A 24100-nucleotide genomic window follows, 5' to 3' on the forward strand; every position below is an offset into this window, starting at 1 on the left:
AGTTGGCCACTGATGGACCCCCTCCCTCGATCCCTCCCCTCAAGGGGGAGGGAAGGGACGGAGCCGAAAACTCCGCGTCAGAAACAAAAGGGGTCATCAGTTCTTGCCCTCGCTCTTTGGATCGAGGACGTCGCGGAGGCCGTCGCCGAGGAAGCAGAAGCCGAGGGAGACGATGATGATGGCAAAGCCGGGCATGGTGGCGACCCACCATTGATCGACGATGAAGGTGCGGCCGCGCGAGATCATGGCGCCCCATTCGGGCAAAGGCGGCTGAGCGCCGAGGCCGATAAAGCCAAGGCCGGCGGCGGTCAGGATCACGCCGGCCATGTCGAGAGTGACGCGGATGATCATGGAGGAGGTGCAGAGCGGCAGGATGTGCTGGACGATGATGCGGATCGGCCCGCCGCCGGCCAGCTGCACGGCCGAGATATATTCGGCGTTCCGCACGGTCAGGGTTTCGGCACGGGCGATGCGGGCATAGGCGGGCCAGGAGGTGATGGCGATGGCGATGATGGCATTGTTGATGCCGGGGCCGAGGGCCGCAACGAAGGCCAGTGCCAGGATCAGCTTGGGCAGGGACAGGAAGATATCGGTAAAGCCCATGAGGATGCGATCGACCCAGCCACCGAAATAGCCGGCAATGGCGCCGACCAAGAGGCCCAGCGGCGCCGAAATCAGCGCGACGAGCCCGACAATGGTGAGGGTGATCTGCGAGCCCCAGACCACGCGCGAAAAGATATCGCGCCCGAGCTCGTCGGTGCCCATCCAGTATTGGCTGGATGGGGGGAGCAGGCGCGCCGAGAGGTTCTGCCCGGTGGGGGAATAAGGGGCGATCCAGGGCGCGAAGATGGCGGTGAGGATCAGGGTCAGGATGATGATGCCGCCCAGGGCCGATAGCGGATTGCGCAGGAGCGCGGTCAGTACGCGATAAGCGCGGCCGGCATTGGCCTGCAGGCGCGAAGTGGGGCTATCGGCAAGGAGCCAGGCGCGGGTGGTCATTGTGCTTGCTCCAGACATGCCGGGGATTGAAGGCTTTGGCCCTCCCTCCCCCCTTGAGGGGGAGGGTTGGGGAGGGGGGTGGTGCAGTGGGTCACTGAGGAACCCCCTCCCTCGGTCAAGCCATTCGGCATAGCCTCATGGCCTTGTTCGCTCAAATCGCTCCACCGGAGCGATTTGTCCCCTTGGGCCGCTCGCAAGCCCCTCAAGGGGGAGGGAAGGGCAAGAGCCGAGAGTCTTGGAGATTGCGGGGTCATCATCAGCGGGCCCTCGGGTCGAGGACGCGGTAGAGGACGTCGGAGACTTTGTTGATAACGATGAAGACGGCGCCGATCACGAGGGTGGCGCCGAGGACGGCGTTCATGTCGGCGTTGAGGAGGGCGGTGGTGAGGTAGTTGCCGAGGCCCGGCCAGGAGAAGACGGTTTCGATCATCACCGAGCCTTCGAGGAGGCCGGCATAGGAGAGGCCGATGACGGTGATCAGCGGCACGCGGATGGGCTTGAAGGCGTGGCGCCAGACGACGACGCGCTCGGGCACGCCCTTGACGCGGGCGGTGGTGACGAATTCCTGGCTCAGCTGATCGAGCATGAAGGAGCGCGTCATGCGCGCAATATAGGCGAGGCTGAAAAAGCCGAGCACCGAGGCGGGCAGGATGATGTGGGAGACGGCGTTCCAGAAGATCTCGGTTTCCCCGCGCAGGAGGCTGTCGATCAGGATCATGCCGGTGACGGGCTGGACAAGGCCATCATAGAAAATGTCGAGCCGGCCCGGGCCGCCCACCCAGCGCAGCCGGGCGTAAAACAGGGCGAGGCCCACAAGCCCGAGCCAAAAGGCGGGCACGGAATAGCCCAAGAGCCCCACGACGCGGATGGCCTGATCGAGCCAGCTGCCCTGGCGGGCTGCGGCAATGACGCCGAGCGGCACGCCCAGCGCGACACCGATCAGGATGCCCAAGGTCGCCATTTCGAAGGTCGCCGGGAAAAAGCGGCTGAGATCTTCGGCCACGGGCCGGCCGGTGGAAATGGAGCGCCCGAGATCGCCCTGCAGCACATTGCCGACATAGGCGATGAATTGCTGCCAGAGGGGCTGGTCGAGCCCCATGGCGGCGCGAGCGGCGTCATATTGGGCCTGGGTCGCGCGATCGCCCACCACGGAAAGCACCGGATCGATCGGGATCACCCGGCCGATAAAGAAGGTGATGGCCAGAAGGCCCAGAAAGGTGAGGGAAAGCGCCAGCAGGAAGCCGCCAATGGTCAGCAGGTTGCGGCCGATGCGCTTGTTGCGCATGCCTGGAGCGAGGGCGGGAGAGGCCAATTGCTGATCGAGCGCCACGCAGAATTCCTGTTTCAGAACAAACCAATAGCGCCGATGAAGCCATTCACCGCCGTGTTGCAGAAGCTGCATATTTCGCTTCCACCATATAGAATTGTTTGCTTATATCAAAAAAATTTTGGTGGAGACGGGTTTGGCCGAGGCGCTGGCAACACGGGAAACGGGGCACCCCAAAGTGGGTGCGTTGATCCGTGCGCGGCGCCGGCAACAGCAGCTGACCCTGGTGGCGCTGGGGGAAGCGGCCCAGCTTTCAGTGGGTTATCTCAGCCAAGTCGAGCGTGACCATGCCACGCCATCGCTGGGGACCCTCGCGCAGATCGCCCGGGCGCTCGGGGTTTCCATGGATTATTTCGTGGCAGCGCCCGCCGCGCAGAATGCGCTGACGCGGGCAGGCGAGCGCAACCGGTTTTCGCTCGATGGCTCCTCGATCCTTTACGAGCGGCTGGGCGCCGACTTTCCGGGCAACCAGCTGTCGAGCTTTTTGATGATCGTGCCGCCGGGCTATCGCTCCGAAACGGTGGCGCATGAGGGCGAAGAGATCCTTTATGTGCTTGAAGGCTCGATCACCCAGCGGCTCGATGGCGAGGAGATGGTGATGGAAGCGGGGGATAGCCTCCATTTCCGCGGCAATCGCCCCCATTCCTGGAGCAATCACACTGCGCTACCAGCGCGCCTCTTATGGACGGGAACGCTCGCGCTGTTCCGGTCCACGGCCCGGCCGCGTCCGGCCATCACCAAAGCCAAAGCCGGCGCCAACAAGCCGGTCCGCAAAAAACCCATCCCCAAGGAGAAACGCCCATGAAGCTCTTCCGCGCTGCCCTTTTGGCATCCGCGCTGGCCTTGCCGCTCGCGGCCGGCGCCGCCACTGCGGCCACCCCGGCCAATGCGCTGGTGATCGCCCAGAATATCGACGATATCGTCGCGCTCGACCCCGCGCAGGCCTATGAATTCTCGGCGGGCGAGATCAACGCCAATCTCTACGACAAGCTCGTGCAGTATGATGCGGTTGACACTACGGTGCTGGCGCCGGGGCTTGCGAGCGAATGGGTGGCGGATGAAGCGGCGAAATCGCTGACCTTCACCATGCGCGAGGGCGCGACTTTTGCGTCGGGCAATCCGGTGCGGCCCGAGGACGTCAAGTTCTCGTTCAAGCGCGTCGTGACGCTCGACCTCACCCCCGCCTTTATCCTGACCCAGCTGGGCTGGACGCCGGAAAACATCGACGAGATGGTCACGGTCGAGGGCAACACCGTCACCGTCAAGTGGACGGGGGATTTCGCCTCGGCCTTCGTGCTCAACGTGTTGGCGGCGCGCCCCGGCGCGATCGTTGATGAAGTGCTGGTGATGGAAAACGAAGTGGATGGGGACTGGGGCAATGCCTGGCTCAACACCCATTCGGCCGGCTCGGGCCCGTTCGTTCTGACCGACTATCGCCCGGCGGAGCTGGTGCGCCTCACGGCCAACGAAAACTACTGGAATGGCGCGCCGGCGATGAGCCAGGTGCTGATCCGGCATGTGGCGGAAGCCGCAACCCAGCAGCTGCTGCTGACCTCGGGCGATGTCGATATCGCCAAGAATTTGACGCCCGACCAGATCGGGGGCCTGGGCGAAAACGTCAAGGTCGAGGCCTATCCGCAGGCGGCGGTGCATTTCCTGTCGTTCAACCAGAAGACCGATGAGCTCACCGATCCCGCGATCTGGGAAGCGGCGCGGTACCTCGTTGACTATGACGGCATGACGCAGAGCTTCCTCAAGGGGCAGATGGAAAAGCACCAGGCCTTCTGGCCCAAGGGTTTTCCGGGCTCCTATGACGAGACGCCCTTCACCTATGACGTGGAAAAGGCCAAGGCGATCCTTGAGGAAGCCGGGATCGAAACGCCGATCAATGTGACGCTCGACGTGATCAATTCGGCCCCGTTCACCGATATCGCCCAGTCGCTGCAGGCCGGGTTCTCGGAAGCCGGGATCAATTTCGAGATCCTGCCGGGCACCGGCGCGCAGGTGATCACCAAATATCGCGAGCGCACGCACCAGGCCATGCTGCTGTATTGGGGTCCGGACTTCATGGATCCGCACTCCAATGCCAAGGCGTTCGCGTACAACTCCAACAATGCGGACGACAACTACACGGCCACGACGACCTGGCGCAATGCCTGGGAAGTGCCGGCCGAGATGAATGAAGCGGTCAATGCGGCGCTGGCCGAGCCCGACCAAGCCAAGCGCAACGAGATGTACACGGAGCTGCAAAAGCAGGTGCAGGCCGAAAGCCCCATCGTCATCATGTTCCAGGCGGCGCTGCAGATCGCCATGGCCAACAATGTCGAGGGCTATGTGAACGGCTCGAACTCGGACTTCGTCTACTACCGCCTCGTGACCAAGAACTAACACCGCTCATGCCTGCGACGGCCCTTCCGGGGCCGTCGCTCCACGCCCCATCGGCTTGCCGGCTCTCAGCGCACGCGTAGTGCTTCGATCAGCGCCCGCAAGGCCGGAGGGCTTTGCCGCCGGCTGGAGTGATAGAGGTAGCAGCCCGGAAAGGTCGGGCACCACTCGTCCAGCACCTGCACCAGACGGCCGGAAGCCAGGTCTTCGGCAACATCCTGCTCCATCATGTAGCCTAGCCCCGCGCCGGCCCGGACAGCTGCCGCCACCAGGGCGCCTTCATTGACGATCAGGGGCCCGGAGGGCTTGATCTTGATGTCTTTACCCTCATGCCGAAACTCCCAAGGCAGCAGCCCGCCAGACGTGCTCAGGCGGTAATTGATGCAGGCGTGACGCTCGAGATCATAAGGGGAAACAGGCGGTGGATTGCGGCTGAAATAGTCTGGCGTAGCCACAACAATGGTGCGCAAGTCCGGCCCCACCCGCACCGCGACCATGTCCTTTTCAACCGTTTCGCCAAAGCGAATGCCGGCATCGAACCCGCCCGCAACGATATCGACCAGCGAGTTCTCGATATTGACCTCGACCCGTATATCGGGATTGGCCAGCAGGAAAGCGGGGAGCTTGGGCTCAAGCACTGTCTGCGCCACCCAGGCGAAAGTGGTGATCCGCACCAGCCCCGATGGATGATCGCGCCATTCGCTGAGCCCGGCCAAGCCATTCTCGATGGCTGAAAGGGCAGGGCCAAGGGACGCCAAGAGCTGCTCGCCTGCGGGAGTGGGCGACACGCTGCGGGTGGTGCGTGACAGGAGCCGGACGCCAAGCCGCGTTTCAAGCCCGCGCATGGCGTGGCTCAAAGCCGAGGTCGAGAGGCCCAGCACAGATGCAGCACGGGTGAAGCTGCCCTCGCGGGCAATGGCAGCAAACATGGCAAGATCGTTGAGCGGCGTTCGTTCCATTGTTGCAGGGTGCTCACAAGCTCATCCCACGGGCAAGGGCTAATCGGGTGCCACTCTTGGCTCTACTTGTCAGGTGCAGCCTCAAGCCTTGAAGGATAAGCCTCATGAGTCTCACTCAATACCGCACCCTTGGTGCATCCGGCCTTGTCGTCAGCCCACTCGCGCTCGGTACCATGACCTTCGGCACCGGACGCTGGGGCACCGACGAAACAAGCTCCCGCGCCATCTTTGACACCTATGTCGCCGCGGGCGGCAACTTCGTTGACACAGCTGACATCTATTCAGGCGGGCAGAGCGAAGAAATGCTCGGCCGTTTCATTGCCCAGAGCGGCTTACGCGACAAACTTGTTGTCGCCACCAAGTTCGGCTTTTCGCGCCAGCAGGGCACTGCGCTTGCCGGTGGCAATGGCAAGAAGAACATCCGGGCCGGCATCGAGGGATCGCTCAAGCGCCTGCAAACAGATGTTATCGACATGTACTGGATGCATGTCTGGGACCGCACCACGCCGGCAGAAGAGGTTCTGGGCACCTTGAGCGACGCCGTTCGCGCGGGCAAAATCCTGCACTATGGCTTCTCCAATACGCCAGGCTGGTATGTCGCCAAAATCGCCACCCTGGCTGCCGCGCATGGGCTGCCCAAGCCGATTGGGCTGCAATATTCCTATTCGCTGATCGATCGTGGCGTCGAACTTGAACTTGCCCCAGCCGGAGCGGAATTCGGGTTGGGCCTCGTACCCTGGAGCCCTCTCGGCGGCGGGTTGCTAACCGGCAAATATGGTCGCGACATGCTTTCGCGTGCCGAGCAGGCGCCCGCTATGCCCGACAGCGCCGGCGATGGCGGCGAGCAGGGGAGCGATGGTCGGCTTAACGGTGACAATCCTTTCGGCGGCATGCTGTTCACGGAGCGGAACTTCGGGGTGGTGGACGCTGTGCGCGAAATTGCTCAGGAAGCGGGCAAGTCCATGGCCCAGGTCAGCCTGGCCTGGGTGGCGGCACGGCCGGGCGTTTCCTCCGTGCTGATCGGCGCCAGCCGCCCCGATCAGTTGGTGCAGAACATCGCCTCGCTTGAGGTGAGGCTGTCCGCTGATCAGTTGCAGCGCCTTGAAGCGGCTACCGCCCTGCCGCTCCCAAGCCCGTACTTCATCTTCCAGTTGCCGCGCGGCGCGTTCTTTGGCGGCAATGAGGTTGCGCCCTGGAACGCTTCGGCACACTGAACAGCACGAGGGGAGCCATGGCTCCCCTCGGCGTATCTCGGTTCGATTTACCAGGGATAGGCCTCGTTGACCGATCCGGTGAAGGTGCCGGTTGGGCCGTCGCTGCCGAGGAGAGCGACGCGTACGGCTTCGGCCGCACCCTGCTCGACGGTTTCGTTGCCTTCGTAGTTGTTAAGCGCAGTGCTGGTATAGCCGGGGGTCACCGCATTGACCTTGATCCCTTCCGCTTCAAGATCGATGGCAAAGGCTAGCGTAATGGCATTGAGCGCGGTCTTGGACGCGCCATAGCCGGGGTTGAACGTTGCCCTATAGGGACCGGGTTTGGAGTTGATGGTGAGCGAGCCAAGGCTGCTCGACACATTGACGATGCTGGCATCTTTCGATTTGCGCAGCAGGGGCACAAATGCCTGGGTGACGGCGAGCACGCCGAAAACATTGGTTTCCCAGATGGTGCGCACTTCATCGACCGAGATCAGGGTGGCCCGTGAGCGCTTGATATAGTCCTGCATGGTCTCGGTTTCCTGGCCGTTGGCCCGGGAAATCGCGGCATTGTTGACGAGAACATCGAGGCGGCCGAACTGCTGTTCGACTTGCGCCGCGGCGGCGCGGATCGAAGCCTCGTCGGTGACGTCGAGCTGGATAGGATGCACATCGCCGGCAATAGTTTGCGCGGCTGCCTTGCCCCGTTCGAGATTGCGCGAGGCGAGCAGCACCGTCACGCCATTGGCGGCGAGATCGGTTGCGATCTGGAGGCCGATGCCCTGATTGGCGCCGGTGACGAGTGCGATGCGGGTATTTTCGGTCATGGCTTGATCCTGTTCTTGATTGGCCGAACAGGAGGTGGTCATCGGCTGGTGGACGTTCTATCTTCAAACGTCCAAGATTATTTTGAATGAGTCCAGAATGGCTGATCCCCTCGCGCAGATCGTCGGCTTGCTGCAGCCGGGCGCGCCCTTTTCCAAATGCGTCACCGGATCAGGACCATGGCGGGTGAGACGGACCCAATCGCCCAATCCCTATTATGTCGCGGTCCTTAAGGGGAGCCTGCGCTACCGGGATCACCAAAGCGGGGAGATCCTCGTTAATGCGGGGGACTTCATCCTGATCCCCTTTGCGCACGACTTCAGCATGTGGAGCGAAGCGCCAAGCAGCGACAAAAATCTGGTGATCGATCCCGTTATCCTGCCCGGCGGTGGCTACCGCCTCGGCAGCATTGATGGCCCGACCGATATGCGGGCACTGGTGGGCTACTGCATATTCCAGTCGGACGATGCGAGCTTGCTGTCCTCGCTGCTGCCCGAAGTGGTTGTGGTGCGCAGCGAATATCGGTTGGCGATGCTGATGCAGTTGCTCGGCGATGAGGCTGTGGGCACCAAGCCGGGACGAGAAGTGGTGTTGCAGCATCTGCTCGAAGTGCTGCTGATCGAAGCGCTCCGCTCCACTGCCGATCTGGGAGATTCACCGGGATTGCTGCGCGGCTTGGCGGACGAGCGGCTCGCGGTGGCGCTCAGGGGCATGCATGCAAGACCGGAGCGCGGCTGGACCGTGGCCGAGCTGGCGCGAGAAGCCGCTTTGTCCCGGTCAGGTTTCCATGATCGGTTTCAAGGCGCTGTGGGCATGGCGCCGATGGAATATCTCAAGTCCTGGCGACTGGCTCTGGCCAAGGACCTGCTGCGCAAGCGGGAAGCGAGCGTGAGCGAGATTGCCCGCCAGGTTGGATATCGCTCGGCCAGCGCCTTCAGCGTGGCCTTTATGCGCGAAGTCGGCGTATCGCCGGTGCGTTATGCGCGCCAGGTCGCTGCTGCGTCATCCGGCATGGCGGCAGAAGAATTCGAAGGCGCTATCGCCTGACGGAGAAGCTCAGGGAAACCTGGTCCGCGCTCAAAGGCGGCGTTGTGGAAGTGCCCTTCGTGCCGAAGTATGATGATGTCACCAGCAGCTATCGGCGGTATTTCCCGAGGCCATTGCTGGCGAACTCAAGCGGAAAGAACACTCATGCGCCGCTGGATAATCCTTCTTGCTACCATGGCGGGGTTGGTCGCGGGCTTCCTGGGCGTGCTGGAGTTGAGCAATGCCAGAGGTTTCCAGCTCTTTGGCGATATCGTCGCGCGCCTCGACACTGATGCGCCCGTCGTGGCGCTCACTTTGGATGACGGCCCGACGCCAGCCTATACGCAGACCGTGCTCGACATTCTCAACGAACGCGATGTCAAGGCGACCTTCTTCCTCACTGGCCGGGAAAGCGCTGAGCATCCGCAGCAGGTTCAAGCCATAGCCGCGGCCGGTCACGAGATCGGCAATCATTCCTGGTCGCACAAGCGCATGGCCTTCATGTCGCCCGCAAGTATTGCCGAGGAAATCGAAAGCACCGATGTCGCCATCCGAAAGACCGGCTATGCGGGCCCGCTGCACTTCCGCCCGCCCTATGGCAAGAAACTCGTCGCCCTGCCTTGGTACCTCGCCCAACACGGTCGCACCACGATCATGTGGGACGTAGAACCTGAAGCTGATGCGGCTGATGCGGCCAGCCCCCGGAGCCTAGCCGAATATGCGATTGCCAATGCGACAAACGGCTCCATCATTATCATGCACGTCATGTATGAGAGCCGAGCATCAAGTAGACTAGCATTGCCTGCTATCATCGATGGCCTCAAGGCCCGTGGTTTCAAATTCGTCACGGTTTCCCAATTGCTGGCCGGCAGACAACAAAGCTCTGCAGCCGATTGATGGGCGTCTGGTCGCCGCATGGACCGGGAAAGCCCGGCGGTGTTTCGCGACGCCATCAAGGGCAGCGAGCTGAATTGGCAGCGTGGCGCCGCTTGGGCCTTCCGGCAGGCCACGGGCCTCGTATGGTATTATCGGCAGTCCAATCCCACGATGAGCGCTCTCGGGCGGAGCACCATTTCGCGTCTCGTCGAATACTTAGCCCCGTAGTCCGGCGATTGACGACGCTGCAGCAGGGTGGATCACGGCCATGATGTGGATGTCGATCTCCTGGTTGTCGATCATGGCCCCCAACCGCCGCGTGCCCTCCAGGGCAAAGCCGTGCTTCCGATAAAGGGCGATGGCCCCGCTGTTGTTGGCGAACACCTCGAGTTCCACCCGGCGAAAGCGCCTTGATCGCGCGGTTTCGAGCGTGGCAGCGAGCAGCCGGGACCCAATGCCTTGGCCGCGGAACTGCGTTACGAGGCCCATCCCCAGCACGCCGGAATGCTCAAATACGGGTTTGCTCTGCCGGCAAATGTCACACCAGCCAATGATTTGAGAACCCGCCAAGGCGACGAACTGTGGATTGCCGTTTTTGATGTTGCCGGCAACAAAGCTCGCTGTGCTCTCGATCGGCGGTGCCTGATGCGAGGACAAAAAGCGACGCTCCCGGGCCACGCTGTCAAGAGCAGCGTAGAAGCCGTCGAAATCACTCATTGCGATAGGCCTGATCTCGACCTTCCTGCTGCCCATCAGTCGCTCTTGTTGTTCTTAATTTCCGTTCAGCTGGGGTAGAACGCAAGCAAGCGTACCCAAGGCGTATCCCCCGGCCTTGCCAGGCTAAGCCGGCACGACTGCACTTCGTTTTTCCAGCCGGATCATGCACAGGGCAGCCACCAGCCCGAAGGCGCAAAGAGCGCTGGCAAACAGGAAAACGCTGCCGCTGCCGGAGGCGTAGAGCTGCCCGCCCACAAGGATAAAGACGCTGCCGAGGAGCCCCCCTGCCGCCGCATAGGAGCCGGTAGCGCTGGCAAGAAAGTGCGGGGCAACATGTCGGCGCATATAGGCGGCGACGCCAACTTGGGTAAGGCCCAGTGTCGCGCCTTGCAGTAACTGCATCAACAGGGTGGGCAAGATGTCGGTCGAGTAGCCGAAGGTACCCCAGCGCAACACGCCGGCAAGACACCCGATGCTGATGATCATGCCGGGCGTCAGCCGCGTCGTGATGCGGCTGGCAAACGCGAAGGCAATGATTTCGGCGGCGACGCCGATGGTCCAGAACATGCCGATTTCGAAGGTCGAATACCCAGCGCCCAGCCAGCGAAACGTGCTGTAAGCATAAAACAGGCCATGGCAGGCCTGGGAAATGGCTGCACTGCCGATAAGGAGCAGGAAGCTGCGGTTGCGCAAGGCCTTGGCAATCGCCGCAGTCGAGATCGGGCCGATCGCTGCACCATCCCCGCGGCCGGGGAGGGCGCTTGAAAGCCCGGCCTGCAGTGCAAGAACCAGGATCAGCACGAGGAGAATGACGGTGGGGCCCGACCAGTCGACCAGATAGCCGCAAAGCAGGGTCGTGACCACGACCGACGCCGAGCCCCAGGCTCGCACCCGGCCAAATTCCAGCCGGTATGTGGCAAGGTTGGCGATGAGGATCGACTCGCTGAGCGGAATGAGTGGCGCGCTGACGAACCGGAGGATGAGGTAAACGCCGGCCACGATGAGAGGGCCATTGGCGGCCAGCAAAGCGGCGGAAGCAAGCGTGGCGAGCACGACGAGGCCGAACAGGATCGCCTTGTTGCTGCGGGTGCGATCGGCCGCACCGCCAACCACGGGATTGACCACGACCGCCAGCGCCGAGGCAAGCGCGAGGCAGACCCCGATCTCTTGAACCGTAAGGCCGCCTGATTTCAGCCACAGCGGCATGAAGGTGATGCCGATCGCCACCTGCGCGTAAAGCGCAAAATAATACGCGTAGAACGCCATGCCCGAAACTGCCCACTCCGCTGCCACGTCAACGCGCTTGCGAGAGGCAACACCTTGTTGTCCCCCAACGGAGCGCGTCCTCCCCCCGGGCAGTCCGCCACTAGCCTTAGGCTGAGCGCCGCGGGATTTCCAGAAGCATCCAGCGGTTGGCACGCGCAAACGCATTACCTCCGTCGGGTGTTACCGGATGGCCAGAGAGCGAGGCCACTCTGGAGCCCCTAGGTGACGACAGTTTGCTGGCGGCGCGCAGTCAGGCGCCTTCAGTTTGCGCATGCAGCAGCTTCTGGATCTCCGCCATGGTGGCGGCCGGCAGCGGTCCTTTTTCAAGCGCCCCCAGGTTGTCGCGCACCTGCTCTTCCGTCTTGAAGCCGGGAATAGGGAAGGTGTTAGCTGACCTCGCCAGGTTCCACCCCAACGCGCCCTGGGCCAAGGTCCGGCCGCCCTGGGTGAGCAGGTCCCGCAGCGCTTCGATGCGGCTCAACACTTGTGGGGTCGGTACCCCGTTTTCAAAGTGCCGCACCCAGGGATGGCCCGCGCCGCGGACATCGGTAGCGGCCATCCGGCTGGCAGAGGTGAACTTGCCCGACAGCAGGCCCATGGCCAAGGGCGACCTGTTCATGCTGGCCAATCCGGCTTCCGCGCAGAGCGACAGCATGGCAGGCCCGTCGTGCAGGATGTTGAGTTCCTGTTGCACACCGGCAAAGTTGGGGAACTTCAGCATGCGGCGGGCCGCCGCGGCATCATCCGTGCTCCAGCCCCAGGCTCGGATCTGCCCTTTTTCAACCAGGCGCTCCAGAGCCTCGCCGGCCTGCTCCGCTTCATGATCGCCAAGTGTACCGGGATGAATCTGGTAGAAATCGATCACATCGGTCTTCAGTCGCTTGAGCGATTGCGCCACGGCCCAATGGATATAGCGCGAACTTACATCTACGGCGCCTAAAGCGCGGCGCTCGGCGTCATAGGTGAAGCCGAACTTGGTCGCGATCACGGCTTGGTCGCGGCGACCTTGCAGTGCGGCGCCCAGCACTTCCTCGCTATGGCCGGTGCCATAGGCATCGGCGCTGTCAAAGAGATTGGCGCCAAGCTCGAGTGCGAGGTGGATAGCGCGAACGGACTGGCTGTCGTCAACGGCGCCCCAGCCGTCGCTACGGCCATCAAGCGTGAACTCGCCCCCGATAGCCCAGCAGCCCAGGCCGACCGCGCCGACCTTCCAGCCCGTGCGCCCAAAAATACGTGTGGTTGTCATGCCGACCCCCTAGTGAGTGTGGTGAGCAACAAATTGGTTGAGCGACCCTCGCTCGGCACCAAGATCGGCGAGCAGCCAATCGTCAAGGAGCGCCAGCTTGCGCCGGGCAATCTGTTGCTTTCTCCAGTTTTTGATCTTGCAAAGAAGTCGTCCAAACATCCAAGCCTCCGATCATGTTGCGAAGCGGTTGATGTTGCAGTTTTGCGGTGATGCGCACCCTGACGCGCTCTGTAGCGCCGGCTACGGCTGTGTTTATTGCGCGTCTTCCCCAGGATCGGCTACGATCGACGCTGCAAAGGGCTTTGCAGGATTGAAAAATGGACCTGTCCTGGGACGGATTACGACTGTTCCTCGATGTTGCCCGCTTGGGCGGGCTGACGGCGGCCACGAGCAAGACTGGCGTATCTGCGGCAACCCTGGGACGCCGGATCACGGCGCTGGAGCGGCAGGTCGGCGAGCGGCTTTTCGTGCGCTCCCAGACCGGCTATCGCCTGACGCCAGTTGGGGAAGAGCTGCTGGTGCGGGCCGAAGAGGTTGAAGCATCCATGCTCGCGCTCAAGCGCTGGAAGGATGGGGCCATCGGGGAACGGGTGGTGCAGGTTTCGGCGGGACCATGGACCTCCGCTTTTCTTGGTCGGCAGATCGGCCGGGTATGGACAGCCACGGATCGCTTCGGGCTTGAACTGGTGACCGCCAACCAGAAGGTCGATATTGGTCGGCGCCATGCCGATCTGGGCATCCGCAACCAGCGCCCCACCGAGCAATGGTTGGTGGGGCGACTGATCGGCAAGGTGGCATATGGGCTTTATGCCAGGCCAGAACTCGTCAGCGGGGTTGCGGCCGGTTACTTTGTCGGCGTGGCCGGGGAAGCCAGCCAGACCCATTCTGCCCGATGGCTGCATGCCCGTCACGGCGACCGCATTGCCGTGCGGGGCAATGATGCCTTGAGCGTGCTCGAACTCGTGGCCGCAGGCGCCGGCATTTCCGTGTTCCCCTGCTTCGTCGGTGACAGCGATCCGCCGCTTGCGCGCCTGGCGGAGGCTATCCCCGAACTCGAAACCGAACAGTGGCTCGTGGCCCATCACGAGGAGCGCCACAGCTTTGCCGTGCGTACCGTCAGCGAGCGCATTGCGGCGCTGATGCGCGAGCACGGCGCCTTGTTCCGTGGCCAGCAGAGCCGGACCAATTGAATGGCATAAAGGTCAAGTCGACGACTGCCGCCCAAGATAGGCGGCGTACCAGTGCTTGAAATCCTCTTGCTCGGCGTATTGTGGGTAGGTCTGGGCGATCTCCGCGACAATCCTGCTAGGGACGGTGGCGCGCAGCGCGATGATCTCGGGGCTGCGGGGCAGCCGGAAGCAGGAGTGATCGTGGTGACTGCCGACGGCGAGGGAGCCGATTGGCTTGCCGTCGGCACCGCTGATGATCGACCACATCCAGCGTTGCTGATGGGTTTCGTCCGCATTGCCCCATTCCCGGCTGCGCGGGAAGCTTCCCGGCAATCGGGGTGTTGCCTTGAGGCCAGCTTCGCGCAGGGCGGCGTGCACAGGACGGAACAGCTCGGCATTAAGCGTGCCATAGGCAAGATCGCCGACTTCTTCGAATTGCTGCTGGAACTCCTGCAGCCGCACGGGCAAGATGCGGGCAAGTTCAAGGTCGATCATCGCCTGGGCGCGCCTGGCCAAGGCATGAATGTCAGTGCCCGCCCCGTCCGTCAGCAAATGAGCCTGCGCCGGAACTTGGGTCGAGCTTTGCTGCGTAACGGTTTCCACCAACAATCTTGCCGCTCGAGCAGCGCCATTGCTATGCATGGTACTGGCGAGTGCCCGGGCCCGGGTGGCGGTTTCGGGTTGGAGCCCTGTGTTGAGGGCCACGCAAAGGGACTCCATTGTTGGTGCGGCACCAGGATGCGCTACGCCAATCCCGAGCCGCTCGATCTGTCGTGCCCAAAACGGTTGGTCAGCGCCTTGGGGCACGATCACCTGCGGGGCACCCGCCCGTGCAGCGGTGGTCGTGGTGCCGGCGCCGCCATGATGGACCACGACGGCAACCCGTCTGAAAAGTGCCTGTTGGTTGACCTCACCGACAAGAAAACAGTCGCTTTGTTGGTCGGGCAGCGTGAGGCCAGCCCAGCCCCGCGCCAGAACTGCGCGGCGCCCATGGGCGCGGATGGCGGTTGCCGCGGTTTGGACCAACCGGTCGGCATTAGGCGCCGCTATGCTGCCAAAGCCAAAGTAAACGGGCGGAGTGCCAGCGTCCAAAAAGGCCTCCAGTTCGGGTGGCAGCGGGCGCGTGTCGGGCAGGATCCAAGCCCCGGTCTGCTCCGGTGCACAAAGATCGGTTGGCTCCCAGGGGCAGAGCGCCGCCTCCGAAGCCAGGAGCGGGCGCGTCGTAAAGACATGCTGGCGAATATCGGTCACTGCCGGCAGGCCCGTGGCGATCCGTTGTTGGTTGATCGTGCCGCCGAAAAGGGCGTTCATCACCTCGAGGTTGTGGTTCCACAGTGCGCGGTGGTCGGTCTCTCCCGTTGGGCGGGAATGACCGGGATAGGAAAGTGGCGGGTGGTGCTCGGATGGCAGGTACATCGGGCAGAACGATGCGTGGATAAAGGGCAGACCGCGCTTTTCGGCCACGCACTGAGCCGCGCCTACCGAAGGCATGAGACCGGTCGCGAGGATTGCATCGCAGCCGGCGGCTGCCGCGTCGATGGCCCGGCACTGGGCGGCGATCATCCTCATCCCGTAACCCGGGACATCGCTGGGAAATCGTTGAGCGAGCGCAATCCACTTTCGCACGCGCATGAAGGCGGGGACTAACTCAACGCCGGCACGTTCGGCAAGCACCACAAACTCCTGGTCGCCCGGAGCGGACAGCACCGCTTCCACACCGACCGCCTCGAGCGCGACTGCAAGCGCCACAATAGGTTCGACGTCACCCCGCGACCCATAGGTCGACAAAAGTACCCGCATCGATGCACTCCCTTTGCTTGGATACGGCAAGGGTTTTACGGCGGGGGCTTGAAGCAAGCCGCTTGTGATCTACATATCGAAGTTGGCGAGGGGTTGAGACCGATGTGTGTACCGAGGCCCAACTTAGCACGCCGAGGATCGACGTTCAGGCGGCCGCGGCAAACCCCAGTCGCCAAATGGCCGGCGCCGCCAGGGAAACACCTGATAGCAGCAGGAGCGAGAACGCCACGCGGCGCAGCGTGAGGACCGCAAATGGCGGCGGCCAGCGTTTTGCGGCATAGGTGGTGGCGGTAACCACGGGCGCCGCCAACAGCGCCCACCAACTTGCCTCATAGGGGAAGCTGCCGGTCAAGCCGACCAAGGACAGCCGGAACAAGGCGTTGACGCCAAAGATCAGCACTAAGGTGTCCCTGATGGCGGCCGCTGGCAGGGGTTGGCGATAGAAGTGATAGATCAAGGGCGGTCCGGCCGTGGAGAACATCCCGCCCAGAAAGCCGCCCAATGCACCCACCAGGACGAACGAACCCGAAGAAGACCGGTTGGGCAGCGGATGCGGCTGCAGGATCAACTGGATGCTGGCACCAACGATGACGGCGCCCAGCAGCAGGCGTAGTCCGTCCAGATTGGCGTCCGCAAGCCATTCGAGCATGAAATAACCCAGCACCACCAAAAGGAGGCTGGCGCCAATGGCGAGGCGAAACTCGCTCCAGGCCACGTTACGCCAGCCTCGGGCCAACACCTGAGTTGCATTGACCACCGTGAGGATGCTCACGATCACCGCGGCTTCGGGCAGGGGCAGCAGCCCGAGAATGCCGATACCGCCCATCATCAACAGGCCAAAGGCAAAGCCCGTCAGCGTCTGCACATAAGCGGCAGCGCCGGCAAGGACCAAGAGCATGGCGACATTCAACGGGTCCATTACCAGCCTGTAAACAGAATCAACGCCCGGGATAATAGCTGCATTCCCCGGGCTTGGCGCCGTGAGGCGGCAAATCAACGACTGACCGCTGCTCTCTGGACTTCGTTCTGCGCAACTGGGACGGCGAAGCGCCAGGCATTGTCAGCCAGATAATCGACGAGCCGCCGGCCCGGTCGCCCGGTGAGTTGGCTGAAATCGTCAGTGACCTGGCTGAAATGACCCGCGCGAGTAGCAGTAAAGATCGGCAGCATCTGTTCAACCAGAGCTGGCGCCAGTTTCATGCGCCCCGACTCGCGCTTGAACTGCGCCTCGTCGACACCCTCGTAGGTGACGGTGCGGCCGCTGATCGCCGCAAGCGCCGCTACGGCCTCGGCATAGCCCAGGCTGTCGGGGCCGGTCAGGTTGAAAGCCCGACCATCCGCAACTGCCTGGGTCAAAGCGATAGCGGCAGCTTCGGCGATGTCGCGCGCATCAATCAAGCTGGTCGTGGCATCGCCCGCGGGAAGCGCAAGCCGGCCAAGCTCCATGATGCCGGCGTGCCAGCGCCCGTGGAAATTGTCGAGGAACCAGTTTGGACGCAGGATCGCGTAGGGCGCGCCTGAGCTTTCGATCTGCCGCTCCAGTTGCCGCAGCGGAATGGCGTCATTGGCATCCACCCCCAGAGCTGATTGCAACACCAACTTAATGCCGCGCCGCGCTGCGGCCTCGACGAAGGGGCCAAGCAGTAAATGTGGTTCGGCCGAGGTCGGAACGACGAGGTAAGCCGCATCGGTGCCGGCAAGCGCCGCTTCAAAAGTCCGGGCCTGACTATAGTCCAGCAGCACTGTGTTGGCGTCACCTCCTCGCCTTGTGCCAATTTTGACGCTGTGCCCGGCGATCAGCAGCCGATTGGCCAGGTGCTGCCCAACTGTGCCGGTTCCGGCCGCAACAAGTATGGTCTTGAACATCGCGTTCTCCTTTCTAACCAGGAGAAAGATGGCGCGCCCTGAGAGGACAAGCCATGTGAGCCGATCTCCCCTTTCTTGCAGATCGTCTTGAAAAGGTGCAGGAGAGCGGCATGAATGTGCTTGATCAATGGATCCGCATGTACGCCCGCAGCCGGATGACCCTCGTCCGCAGCCGGATGGTTGAGCCTTGGGGCTTCCGGCTCGATCCGGGGGCAATGATCGCCTTTCACCTCGTCTGGCAGGGGACCGCTTGGCTTCGCCGGGCTGGCGAAGCGCCACTCCGGCTGGAAGAGGGTGATCTGGTGGTCCTGAGTGATGGAAAGGCCCACGATCTCGTGGCCAGCCCCAAGGGCGAGGCGCCCCCCGTCAGCCAGTTCGTGCAACAAGGATTTGATGTCACCAGCCAGTCTCCTGACGCGGTGATCTTTTGCGGGCGCTTCCAGGTGGATGGCACGCGCCGGCTGGGACAATCGGCGCTACCGCCCTGCATTCACCTGCCCGCCGCCGAGCTGCGCAAGGACAATGGCATTTTGCCGATCGTGCTGTTGCTGGCCGAGGAATTGGAGCACCAGGGCTTGGGCAATGAAAGCCTGGTGGAAAGTCTTGCCGACAGCCTGCTGGTTTACGTGCTGCGCCGTGCAGCCGAGCGCGCCGGGCATTCCGCCGGATGGTTGCCGGCAATGAAGGATCCCAACCTTGCCAAGGTGTTCCGGGCGATCCATGCCGATCCCGCCGCCAAATGGACTGTCGAGGGCATGGCGAAGGTGGCGGGGCTGTCGCGCGCTGCCTTTGCCAGACGATTCCATAACCGGGCGGGAGAGCCGCCATTGACCTATCTTAAAGGCTGGAGGCTGACTCTGGCCGCCAGAAAGCTTGCCAGTGGCCCTACTTCGGTAGGGTCACTGGCAAGCGAAGCCGGCTACGCCTCGGAGGCGGCTTTCACGCGGGCGTTCAAGGACTATCACGGCCTCGCGCCTCGAGCTTATCTGCAGACGCTCCAAAGTGGCGCGCGCTTGCCTGATGGACAAGCAATCCAGGAACTGCGTCAAGCATCGCAAAGCGCCTGATCCAAGATCAACTCCGCCAATACAGACATGTGCTTGCATTTGCCGGCGATGCTGCCCTATGCTGGCCCTATCCACAGGGGTGCTCCGTATGGTCGGGGCTGAGATGAGGGCGGCAAGCCTTCGGACCCTATAGCTGATCTGGGTAATACCAGCGGAGCGAGGCGGGCCATGTTCTCAGGCGCACAGATTTCCCTTTATCCAATGACCGGCGACTTTGTCGGCGTGATCATGAACGCGCTGGGTGCGCTCGATCCCTATCGTGAACGCTTGCGCATCGAGACCGATGACGTCTCGACCCTGTTGGTCGGCCCGCCCGAAGTGCTGTTTCCGGCCATGCGCGATCTGTTCAGTGCCGCCGCGCGCGACGGCACCCATTGCGTGCTTTCGGCGACAATCTCGCGCGGCTGCCCGGGTGAGCCCGATGATGCCATCTGCCAGTCCAATTTGTTCGAGGGGCAGGCTGCGCCTCTTGAGGAGCGGCGCGCCAGTGCGCTTACGGCAGTGCAGGATGCGCCCGACATCGGCGTCTTCGGGGTGGCCCAATTGTCTCTCTATGTGATGGGACAGGGCCATCACATGGACGAAATCTATGGCTGCATCGACTTTCTCAAACAGTCGGGCACCTTCGAAAAGTCCAAGCATTTCGCCACCAAGCTCAATGGCGACACCGGCGCGCTATTCGCCACCATCGAGCAGGCCTTCTGCCGGTTTGGACCGGCTGAGGGACATGTCACCATCGACCTGACCGTGTCGGCCAACAGCCCCAGCGCGCGCTGAGCGGAAGGTCCGGCATGGCGCAGTTGTTCTCCTTCGGGCGCCTTGTCGCCCGGTTTCTCAGTCAAGCAGGGCCCGCCGTGTTTTCGGTGGTGACCCTGATCCTGGCCTGGGAAGCTTATGTGCAGCTTTCGGGCATCTCGCCAACGGCGTTGCCGGCGCCATCCCGCATTGTGGTTCAGGGCTACCAGAACCGGGACGCGCTGGCCGGGCACACATTAGCGACCTTGCAGGCCACCATTTTGGGTTTCGGCTGCTCGCTCTGCGCCGCATTGCTGTTTTCGGTCGTGGTGGACTTCTTTCGCCCGGTACGGCGGGCGTTGTTTCCGGTGTTCATCATCACCCAGACCCTGCCGCTGGTCGCCATCGCGCCGCTCATCGTGCTCTGGTTCGGCTTCGGGCTGACGCCCAAGATCGTGCTGGTCGCGCTGGTCACTTTTTTCCCAATGCTGGTGGCGCTGGTGCAGGGCTATGACTCCACCGATCGCGATATCGAGGCGCTGCTGGCGTCCATGGGAGCCTCGCGCTGGCGCCGGTTCAGGATGTCGCGGCTGCCTTCGGCCTTGCCTTATTTCTTTGCCGGGCTGCGCATTTCCATCACCTATGCCGTAGTCGGCGCGATCTTTGCCGAATATGCCGGGGCGGTCCGCGGCTTGGGCATCTATATTCTCAATGCCAAGAACAATTTTCGCCCCGACCTGGTGCTGGCCGCCGTCGTCGTCAGCGCGACGCTGACCCTGCTCCTGTTTGGCGCTACCGTCTTGGTGCAGCGGCTGACGATGCCCTGGACCCGCTTGGCGCAGAGGCGCCCATGACCACGCCCAGGCTTGAACTGCGCAACTTGGGCAAGAGCTTTGGCGATTCCGAAGTTCTGGCCGACATCAACTTGAGCGTTGGAGCAGGAGAGTTCGTTTCGATCCTCGGCCCTTCCGGCGCTGGTAAATCCACCATCCTACAGCTGCTGACCGGAGCGGTGTCCACTGATGGTGGGGAAATGCTGTTTGATGGCACGCCACTCGCCCCAAAGAGCCACCCCTTTGCCTTCATGCCGCAACGCGATGCGCTGATGCCGTGGCGGCGGATCATCGACAATGCCACTCTGGGCCTTGAGGTGGCGGGCATGACGCGCAAGGCGGCCCGGGCGGCAGTCCAGCCGCTCTTTGCTGAGTTTGGTTTGGCCGGATTTGAAAACTATTACCCCGCGCAGCTTTCCGGCGGCATGCGGCAGCGTGCAGCGCTGCTGCGCACAGTGGTGCAGCATAAATCCATGCTGCTGCTTGACGAGCCTTTCGGGGCCCTGGATGCCCTGACCCGCACGCGAATGCAGCGCTGGCTGGCTGGGATGTGGACGCGCCATCGCTGGACCGTGTTGCTGATCACCCACGATGTCCGCGAAGCGGTGCTGTTGTCCGACCGGATCTACCTGTTGTCGCCGCGCCCAGCGCGGATCGTGCGCCGCGTCGACGTGCCGCTCGAGCATCCGCGACCCCCAGCAGGGTCGGCGGTCATCGCTCAAATCGAAGCCGATATCCTGCAGACCTTGTTTGAACCGGAGGAATAATCATGCCGCTTTCGCGCCTGCTGCTGATCCTTGGCCTTGCCGCCGCCCTCGCCAGCCCACCCGCACTGGCCCAGCCGGTGCCGGTGACCATGGCGCTGGACTGGACGCCCAACACCAACCATGTCGGCCTCTTTGTTGCCCAGGCCAAGGGCTTTTATGAGGAGGCGGGGGTCGCAGTTGAGATCCTGCCTTATTCCGACACTTCCGCTGGCACGCTCGTGGCCAATGGGGTGGTAGATTTCGGTATTCTTGGCTCCATCGGTCTGTTCACCCAGCGCACGGCCGGGGTTGATCTGGTCGCGACTTATGCACTGGTGCAGACCGAAACGGGGCGCCTTGTGTTCAACGGCGACCGGCAGGATATTCAAAGCCCCAAGGACCTCGACGGCAAGACCTATGCCGGCTTTGGCAGTGACTGGGAGAATGCCCTGATTGGCACGATCATCCGCGCCGATGGCGGCCGGGGGGAATTCGAGACGGTCACCTTGGGCACTTCGGCCTATGAAGCGCTGGCTAACGGCGCGGTGGATTTCACCCTCGAAGTTTATACCTGGGAGGGGGTCAAGGCCGAACGCGATGGGCGATCACAGCGCGCCTTCCGCTATGCCGATTGGGGCGTGCCCGACCAGCACACCAACTTCATCGGCACCACTGGCGCCTTTTTGGCTGAGCACCCGGACACTGCCAAGGCGTTCCTTGGCGCGAGCCAGCGCGGTTACGCCTATGCCGTCGCCCATCCCGGCGAGGCGACCGATATTCTGGTCGCAGCCAATAGCGACGCGCTGCTGGACCGGGACTTTGTGCGCGCATCGCTGCAGGCGCTGATCGATGGGCACTACCTGCGGGCCGAGAATGGGGCCGTGGGCGTCATCAATCCCGCCAAGATGGAGGCGATGGGCACGTTCCTGTTTGAAGCCGGCATCCTCAAGGACGGCGACGGCAATCCTCTGGCCGCCAAGCCTGACTTCTCCGGCTACTATACCAGCGCCTATGTGGAAGCCGCGCCGTGACACCAAGGCGGCGCATGGGGCTCAACGCGGTGATCTATGGGCTGGGGAGTCATGAAGCAGGCTGGCGCATGCCTGAAAGCAATGCGTTGGCCTCGACCGATCTGGGCTATTGGACCGACATCGCTCGTCGGGCTGAAGCGGGTGGGTTCGATGCTTTGTTTCTGGGCGATGTGCTGGCGCTGCAGCAAGGCGCTGACCGGCACCTCTCGGACGCGATGGACCCCTTCGTCATCCTTTCGGCGCTGGCGGCAGTGACCGAGCGGATCGGGCTAATCGGCACGGCCTCGACCAGCTTTGATCATCCCTTTCATCTCGCCCGCCGCTTTGCTTCCCTCGATCACCTCAGCGGTGGCCGGGCGGGCTGGAACATCGTCACCTCCTCCAACGCCCTCGAGGCCCACAATTTCGGGCTCGACGCCATGCCTGACCATGGCGAGCGCTATGCGCGGGCCGCAGATGTCACCGCGGCTGTGCTGGCACTTTGGAGTTCCTGGCAGGCCGATGCCCGGATCGCGGACAAGCAGGCGGGCCGCTATCTTGATCTCGCAAAGGTTCGGACGGTAGATCATCACGGTCAGTTCGTGCGAACCCGCGGGCCGCTGAACGTGCCCCGCTCGCCGCAGGGCCGCCCTTTGCTGGCGCAGGCCGGCGCCTCCGAGGCCGGGCGTGATTTCGCGGTGCGCTATGCCGATCTGGTGTTCACGGTTCAGGCCGATCTTGCCGAGGCGCAACTGTTTTATCGCGACATGAAGGCAAGGGCTTCCCGCCACGGCCGGCCACCGGAAAGCCTGCTGATTTACCCTGGCATCGTGCCTATTGCTGCCCCGACGCGGGCGCAGGCGGAAGACCGCTTGGTGCAGTTGAATGGGTTCATGGTGCCTGAGCACGCGCTGGCCAAGCTCTCCGCGTTCCTGGGCACCGACTTGTCTGCGGCACAGCTGGATGACCCGCTGCCTCCTTTTGTCGGTGCAGGGGCCCCCAGCCAGTCGAGTCAAAGCCGCGTGGCTGTTTTGGTGGGCATCGCCAAACGAGAGGGGCTCAGCCTGCGGCAGTTGCTGATGCGCCTTGCCAGCGGTCGAGGGCACCTGCTGGCGGTCGGAACGGGCGCCGAGATCGCGGCGACCATGCAAGACTGGTTCGACCAAGGGGCCGCGGACGGCTTTAACGTGATGGCACCGTTGATGCCGGCCGATCTGCAGAGCTTTGTGGATCTGGTGATACCAGAGCTCACGGCATCGGGCCTGTTTACCGCAAGCGGGGAAACGCTGCTGCGGCAGCGCGTCCAACTCGGTCCGGCATAGGTCAGTCCACCCCCTGCCGGTGCAGGCTCTTGGTGTAGAGCCGGTACATCGACAACGTTCCGGCGGCTTCAAGGTAAACCTTGGCCCGCAGGTCCCGCAATTGCCCGCCGCGTTGCAGCACCAGTCCCAGCGCCAGCCGCGCTGCTTCCTCGGGAGTCGCGGCGACCTGAATAAACTCTTCCGGTGCGCCTTCTGTCGGGGCGCAATCTACGACGCGATATTTCTTACTCAAACCCAGCACTCAGACGCATATCGGCGGCTCCCTTCGAATTGACCATTGCTGTTGGGACTGTCACCGAGGACCTGCTGACGAGCGCAAGGAAGCAACTTCCTGTTTGAGCCGTTCGATCTCCTGCTGGGCAGCTTCAAGCTGCCGCTCCAGGTCAGCGATCCTTATATCTGCCAGCTGGAGTTCGCTTTGCTCGGGCACCAGCTCACCATTGGGTACATCCTTGATCTTGTCGCTCATACCAGCTTTTCTTCGCACTTGGTAATTGCCGCTAGTCTAGCCCCTCCTATCCTCCCGGGACAATGGCATGGCGACCCTTATCGCCGCGCCGAAGCCGGGATGTGGAGAATGGACGCGAGCAGATGGCCCAGGGTGACCCGAATAAACCAACGGCGATGGGACGGATCGTCCCAATCACGGAACCGTGCGGAGGTCGAGGCGTTGGCCGCTAGCATGGTTAAATCGGAGGGGAACCATCGCCCCATGACCAGCCCACCCCGTCTG

General features: G+C 62.9%; 26 protein-coding genes and 1 riboswitch. Of the genes, 14 read left to right on the forward strand and 12 right to left on the reverse strand.

Translation table 11 applies throughout. From position 1 onward, the window contains the following. Positions 1-96: 96 nt before the first annotated feature. On the reverse strand, positions 97-999 hold the full coding sequence (locus ELX51_RS03835; protein WP_127752269.1) for an ABC transporter permease: 903 nt from the start codon (positions 997-999) through the stop codon (positions 97-99). Positions 1000-1255: 256 nt separating this feature from the next. Then, positions 1256-2284: an ABC transporter permease gene (locus ELX51_RS03840; protein WP_127755168.1), complete on the reverse strand. Its 1029-nt coding sequence runs from the start codon at positions 2282-2284 to the stop codon at positions 1256-1258. Positions 2285-2462: 178 nt separating this feature from the next. Between ELX51_RS03840 and ELX51_RS03845 the strand changes: the two genes are divergently transcribed. Beyond that, positions 2463-3131 (forward strand): cupin domain-containing protein, encoded by a 669-nt coding sequence (locus ELX51_RS03845; RefSeq protein ID WP_127752270.1) that lies wholly within the window; start codon positions 2463-2465, stop codon positions 3129-3131. Beyond that, positions 3128-4714, forward strand: coding sequence for an ABC transporter substrate-binding protein (locus tag ELX51_RS03850; protein ID WP_127752271.1), 1587 nt, complete (start codon positions 3128-3130; stop codon positions 4712-4714). Before ELX51_RS03845 ends, ELX51_RS03850 begins: the two co-directional genes overlap by 4 nt. Before the next feature lie 65 nt (positions 4715-4779). Here the strand turns inward: ELX51_RS03850 and ELX51_RS03855 are convergent, their stop codons facing one another. After that, complete coding sequence (locus tag ELX51_RS03855; protein WP_127752272.1) at positions 4780-5670, reverse strand: LysR family transcriptional regulator; 891 nt, start codon at positions 5668-5670, stop codon at positions 4780-4782. A 104-nt stretch (positions 5671-5774) separates the two neighbouring features. Between ELX51_RS03855 and ELX51_RS03860 the strand changes: the two genes are divergently transcribed. Then, positions 5775-6884, forward strand: a complete 1110-nt coding sequence (locus tag ELX51_RS03860; protein ID WP_127752273.1) for an aldo/keto reductase — start codon at positions 5775-5777, stop codon at positions 6882-6884. Positions 6885-6931: 47 nt separating this feature from the next. Here the strand turns inward: ELX51_RS03860 and ELX51_RS03865 are convergent, their stop codons facing one another. Continuing rightward, on the reverse strand, positions 6932-7690 hold the full coding sequence (locus ELX51_RS03865; RefSeq protein ID WP_127752274.1) for an SDR family NAD(P)-dependent oxidoreductase: 759 nt from the start codon (positions 7688-7690) through the stop codon (positions 6932-6934). A gap of 97 nt (positions 7691-7787) precedes the next feature. Here ELX51_RS03865 and ELX51_RS03870 point away from each other — a divergent pair, with 97 nt between their 5' ends. The 3 genes from ELX51_RS03870 to ELX51_RS03880 all read left to right on the forward strand — a co-directional run bounded on the left by ELX51_RS03870 (position 7788) and on the right by ELX51_RS03880 (position 9818). After that, a complete protein-coding gene (locus ELX51_RS03870; RefSeq protein ID WP_127752275.1) occupies positions 7788-8735 on the forward strand; it encodes an AraC family transcriptional regulator in 948 nt (315 codons plus the stop codon). 144 nt (positions 8736-8879) lie between these two features. Beyond that, entirely contained in the window at positions 8880-9611 is a 732-nt protein-coding gene (locus ELX51_RS03875; protein ID WP_127752276.1) for a polysaccharide deacetylase family protein, read from the forward strand. Positions 9612-9629: 18 nt separating this feature from the next. After that, positions 9630-9818 (forward strand): hypothetical protein, encoded by a 189-nt coding sequence (locus ELX51_RS03880; RefSeq protein WP_248305242.1) that lies wholly within the window; start codon positions 9630-9632, stop codon positions 9816-9818. Here the strand turns inward: ELX51_RS03880 and ELX51_RS03885 are convergent. The 3 genes from ELX51_RS03885 to ELX51_RS03895 form a co-directional block, all read right to left on the reverse strand. After that, positions 9807-10343 (reverse strand): GNAT family N-acetyltransferase, encoded by a 537-nt coding sequence (locus tag ELX51_RS03885; RefSeq protein WP_127752277.1) that lies wholly within the window; start codon positions 10341-10343, stop codon positions 9807-9809. The two genes, ELX51_RS03880 and ELX51_RS03885, sit on opposite strands and share 12 nt — an antisense overlap. An 87-nt stretch (positions 10344-10430) precedes the next feature. Then, positions 10431-11573, reverse strand: a complete 1143-nt coding sequence (locus ELX51_RS03890) for an MFS transporter (protein WP_164854738.1) — start codon at positions 11571-11573, stop codon at positions 10431-10433. 250 nt (positions 11574-11823) lie between these two features. Continuing rightward, the gene (locus ELX51_RS03895) at positions 11824-12819 is read right to left on the reverse strand and encodes an aldo/keto reductase (protein ID WP_127752279.1); all 996 of its coding nucleotides are present in this window, start codon (positions 12817-12819) and stop codon (positions 11824-11826) included. 21 nt (positions 12820-12840) lie between these two features. On the opposite strand from ELX51_RS03895, the gene ELX51_RS20250 reads away from it, so the two are divergent. Beyond that, positions 12841-13029, forward strand: a complete 189-nt coding sequence (locus ELX51_RS20250) for a hypothetical protein (RefSeq protein WP_248305244.1) — start codon at positions 12841-12843, stop codon at positions 13027-13029. Positions 13030-13136: 107 nt separating this feature from the next. Beyond that, the gene (locus ELX51_RS03905; protein WP_127752281.1) at positions 13137-14009 is read left to right on the forward strand and encodes a LysR family transcriptional regulator; all 873 of its coding nucleotides are present in this window, start codon (positions 13137-13139) and stop codon (positions 14007-14009) included. A gap of 12 nt (positions 14010-14021) precedes the next feature. Here ELX51_RS03905 and ELX51_RS03910 read toward each other — a convergent pair whose 3' ends face one another. From ELX51_RS03910 to ELX51_RS03920, 3 genes are all read right to left on the reverse strand, one after another. Further along, positions 14022-15788 (reverse strand): DUF6022 family protein, encoded by a 1767-nt coding sequence (locus ELX51_RS03910; RefSeq protein ID WP_127752282.1) that lies wholly within the window; start codon positions 15786-15788, stop codon positions 14022-14024. Between the two features lie 145 nt (positions 15789-15933). After that, the gene (locus ELX51_RS03915; protein ID WP_127752283.1) at positions 15934-16707 is read right to left on the reverse strand and encodes a TSUP family transporter; all 774 of its coding nucleotides are present in this window, start codon (positions 16705-16707) and stop codon (positions 15934-15936) included. Positions 16708-16781: 74 nt separating this feature from the next. After that, positions 16782-17654, reverse strand: a complete 873-nt coding sequence (locus tag ELX51_RS03920) for an NAD(P)H-binding protein (protein ID WP_127752284.1) — start codon at positions 17652-17654, stop codon at positions 16782-16784. 110 nt (positions 17655-17764) lie between these two features. Between ELX51_RS03920 and ELX51_RS03925 the strand changes: the two genes are divergently transcribed. From ELX51_RS03925 to ELX51_RS03950, 6 genes are all read left to right on the forward strand, one after another. Next, positions 17765-18721: an AraC family transcriptional regulator gene (locus tag ELX51_RS03925; protein ID WP_127752285.1), complete on the forward strand. Its 957-nt coding sequence runs from the start codon at positions 17765-17767 to the stop codon at positions 18719-18721. A gap of 65 nt (positions 18722-18786) precedes the next feature. Further along, a riboswitch (TPP riboswitch) is annotated at positions 18787-18899 on the forward strand. Further along, on the forward strand, positions 18890-19498 hold the full coding sequence (locus ELX51_RS03930) for a YkoF family thiamine/hydroxymethylpyrimidine-binding protein (RefSeq protein WP_127752286.1): 609 nt from the start codon (positions 18890-18892) through the stop codon (positions 19496-19498). (Overlaps the previous riboswitch by 10 nt.) A gap of 14 nt (positions 19499-19512) precedes the next feature. Then, positions 19513-20310, forward strand: coding sequence for an ABC transporter permease (locus tag ELX51_RS03935; protein WP_127752287.1), 798 nt, complete (start codon positions 19513-19515; stop codon positions 20308-20310). Further along, positions 20307-21056: an ABC transporter ATP-binding protein gene (locus ELX51_RS03940; protein WP_127752288.1), complete on the forward strand. Its 750-nt coding sequence runs from the start codon at positions 20307-20309 to the stop codon at positions 21054-21056. Before ELX51_RS03935 ends, ELX51_RS03940 begins: the two co-directional genes overlap by 4 nt. A 2-nt stretch (positions 21057-21058) precedes the next feature. After that, positions 21059-22066 (forward strand): ABC transporter substrate-binding protein, encoded by a 1008-nt coding sequence (locus ELX51_RS03945; protein WP_127752289.1) that lies wholly within the window; start codon positions 21059-21061, stop codon positions 22064-22066. Continuing rightward, a complete protein-coding gene (locus tag ELX51_RS03950; RefSeq protein ID WP_127752290.1) occupies positions 22063-23367 on the forward strand; it encodes an LLM class flavin-dependent oxidoreductase in 1305 nt (434 codons plus the stop codon). The genes ELX51_RS03945 and ELX51_RS03950 overlap by 4 nt, the downstream gene beginning before the upstream one ends. 1 nt (position 23368) lies before the next feature. On the opposite strand, the gene ELX51_RS03955 is transcribed toward ELX51_RS03950, so the two are convergent. Both ELX51_RS03955 and ELX51_RS19920 read right to left on the reverse strand, forming a co-directional pair. Further along, entirely contained in the window at positions 23369-23599 is a 231-nt protein-coding gene (locus ELX51_RS03955) for a hypothetical protein (RefSeq protein ID WP_127752291.1), read from the reverse strand. A 60-nt stretch (positions 23600-23659) separates the two neighbouring features. Further along, entirely contained in the window at positions 23660-23836 is a 177-nt protein-coding gene (locus ELX51_RS19920) for a hypothetical protein (RefSeq protein WP_164854739.1), read from the reverse strand. Positions 23837-24100 lie beyond the last annotated feature (264 nt).

Origin of the sequence: Devosia sp. 1566, from assembly GCF_004005995.1 — a bacterium.
In the GTDB taxonomy this organism is placed as follows: domain Bacteria; phylum Pseudomonadota; class Alphaproteobacteria; order Rhizobiales; family Devosiaceae; genus Devosia.

Bases quoted from the DNA above. Each gene is read 5' to 3' on its own strand.
- ELX51_RS03835 (WP_127752269.1), bottom strand. From the start codon at position 999: ATGACCACCCGCGCCTGGCTCCTTGCCGATAGCCCCACTTCGCGCCTG.
- ELX51_RS03840 (WP_127755168.1), bottom strand. From the start codon at position 2,284: ATGCGCAACAAGCGCATCGGCCGCAACCTGCTGACCATTGGCGGCTTC.
- ELX51_RS03850 (WP_127752271.1), top strand. From the start codon at position 3,128: ATGAAGCTCTTCCGCGCTGCCCTTTTGGCATCCGCGCTGGCCTTGCCG.
- ELX51_RS03855 (WP_127752272.1), bottom strand. From the start codon at position 5,670: ATGGAACGAACGCCGCTCAACGATCTTGCCATGTTTGCTGCCATTGCC.
- ELX51_RS03860 (WP_127752273.1), top strand. From the start codon at position 5,775: ATGAGTCTCACTCAATACCGCACCCTTGGTGCATCCGGCCTTGTCGTC.
- ELX51_RS03865 (WP_127752274.1), bottom strand. From the start codon at position 7,690: ATGACCGAAAATACCCGCATCGCACTCGTCACCGGCGCCAATCAGGGC.
- ELX51_RS03870 (WP_127752275.1), top strand. From the start codon at position 7,788: ATGGCTGATCCCCTCGCGCAGATCGTCGGCTTGCTGCAGCCGGGCGCG.
- ELX51_RS03875 (WP_127752276.1), top strand. From the start codon at position 8,880: ATGCGCCGCTGGATAATCCTTCTTGCTACCATGGCGGGGTTGGTCGCG.
- ELX51_RS03880 (WP_248305242.1), top strand. From the start codon at position 9,630: ATGGACCGGGAAAGCCCGGCGGTGTTTCGCGACGCCATCAAGGGCAGC.
- ELX51_RS03885 (WP_127752277.1), bottom strand. From the start codon at position 10,343: ATGGGCAGCAGGAAGGTCGAGATCAGGCCTATCGCAATGAGTGATTTC.
- ELX51_RS03890 (WP_164854738.1), bottom strand. From the start codon at position 11,573: ATGGCGTTCTACGCGTATTATTTTGCGCTTTACGCGCAGGTGGCGATC.
- ELX51_RS03895 (WP_127752279.1), bottom strand. From the start codon at position 12,819: ATGACAACCACACGTATTTTTGGGCGCACGGGCTGGAAGGTCGGCGCG.
- ELX51_RS03905 (WP_127752281.1), top strand. From the start codon at position 13,137: ATGGACCTGTCCTGGGACGGATTACGACTGTTCCTCGATGTTGCCCGC.
- ELX51_RS03910 (WP_127752282.1), bottom strand. From the start codon at position 15,788: ATGCGGGTACTTTTGTCGACCTATGGGTCGCGGGGTGACGTCGAACCT.
- ELX51_RS03915 (WP_127752283.1), bottom strand. From the start codon at position 16,707: ATGGACCCGTTGAATGTCGCCATGCTCTTGGTCCTTGCCGGCGCTGCC.
- ELX51_RS03920 (WP_127752284.1), bottom strand. From the start codon at position 17,654: ATGTTCAAGACCATACTTGTTGCGGCCGGAACCGGCACAGTTGGGCAG.
- ELX51_RS03925 (WP_127752285.1), top strand. From the start codon at position 17,765: ATGAATGTGCTTGATCAATGGATCCGCATGTACGCCCGCAGCCGGATG.
- ELX51_RS03930 (WP_127752286.1), top strand. From the start codon at position 18,890: ATGTTCTCAGGCGCACAGATTTCCCTTTATCCAATGACCGGCGACTTT.
- ELX51_RS03935 (WP_127752287.1), top strand. From the start codon at position 19,513: ATGGCGCAGTTGTTCTCCTTCGGGCGCCTTGTCGCCCGGTTTCTCAGT.
- ELX51_RS03940 (WP_127752288.1), top strand. From the start codon at position 20,307: ATGACCACGCCCAGGCTTGAACTGCGCAACTTGGGCAAGAGCTTTGGC.
- ELX51_RS03945 (WP_127752289.1), top strand. From the start codon at position 21,059: ATGCCGCTTTCGCGCCTGCTGCTGATCCTTGGCCTTGCCGCCGCCCTC.
- ELX51_RS19920 (WP_164854739.1), bottom strand. From the start codon at position 23,836: ATGAGCGACAAGATCAAGGATGTACCCAATGGTGAGCTGGTGCCCGAG.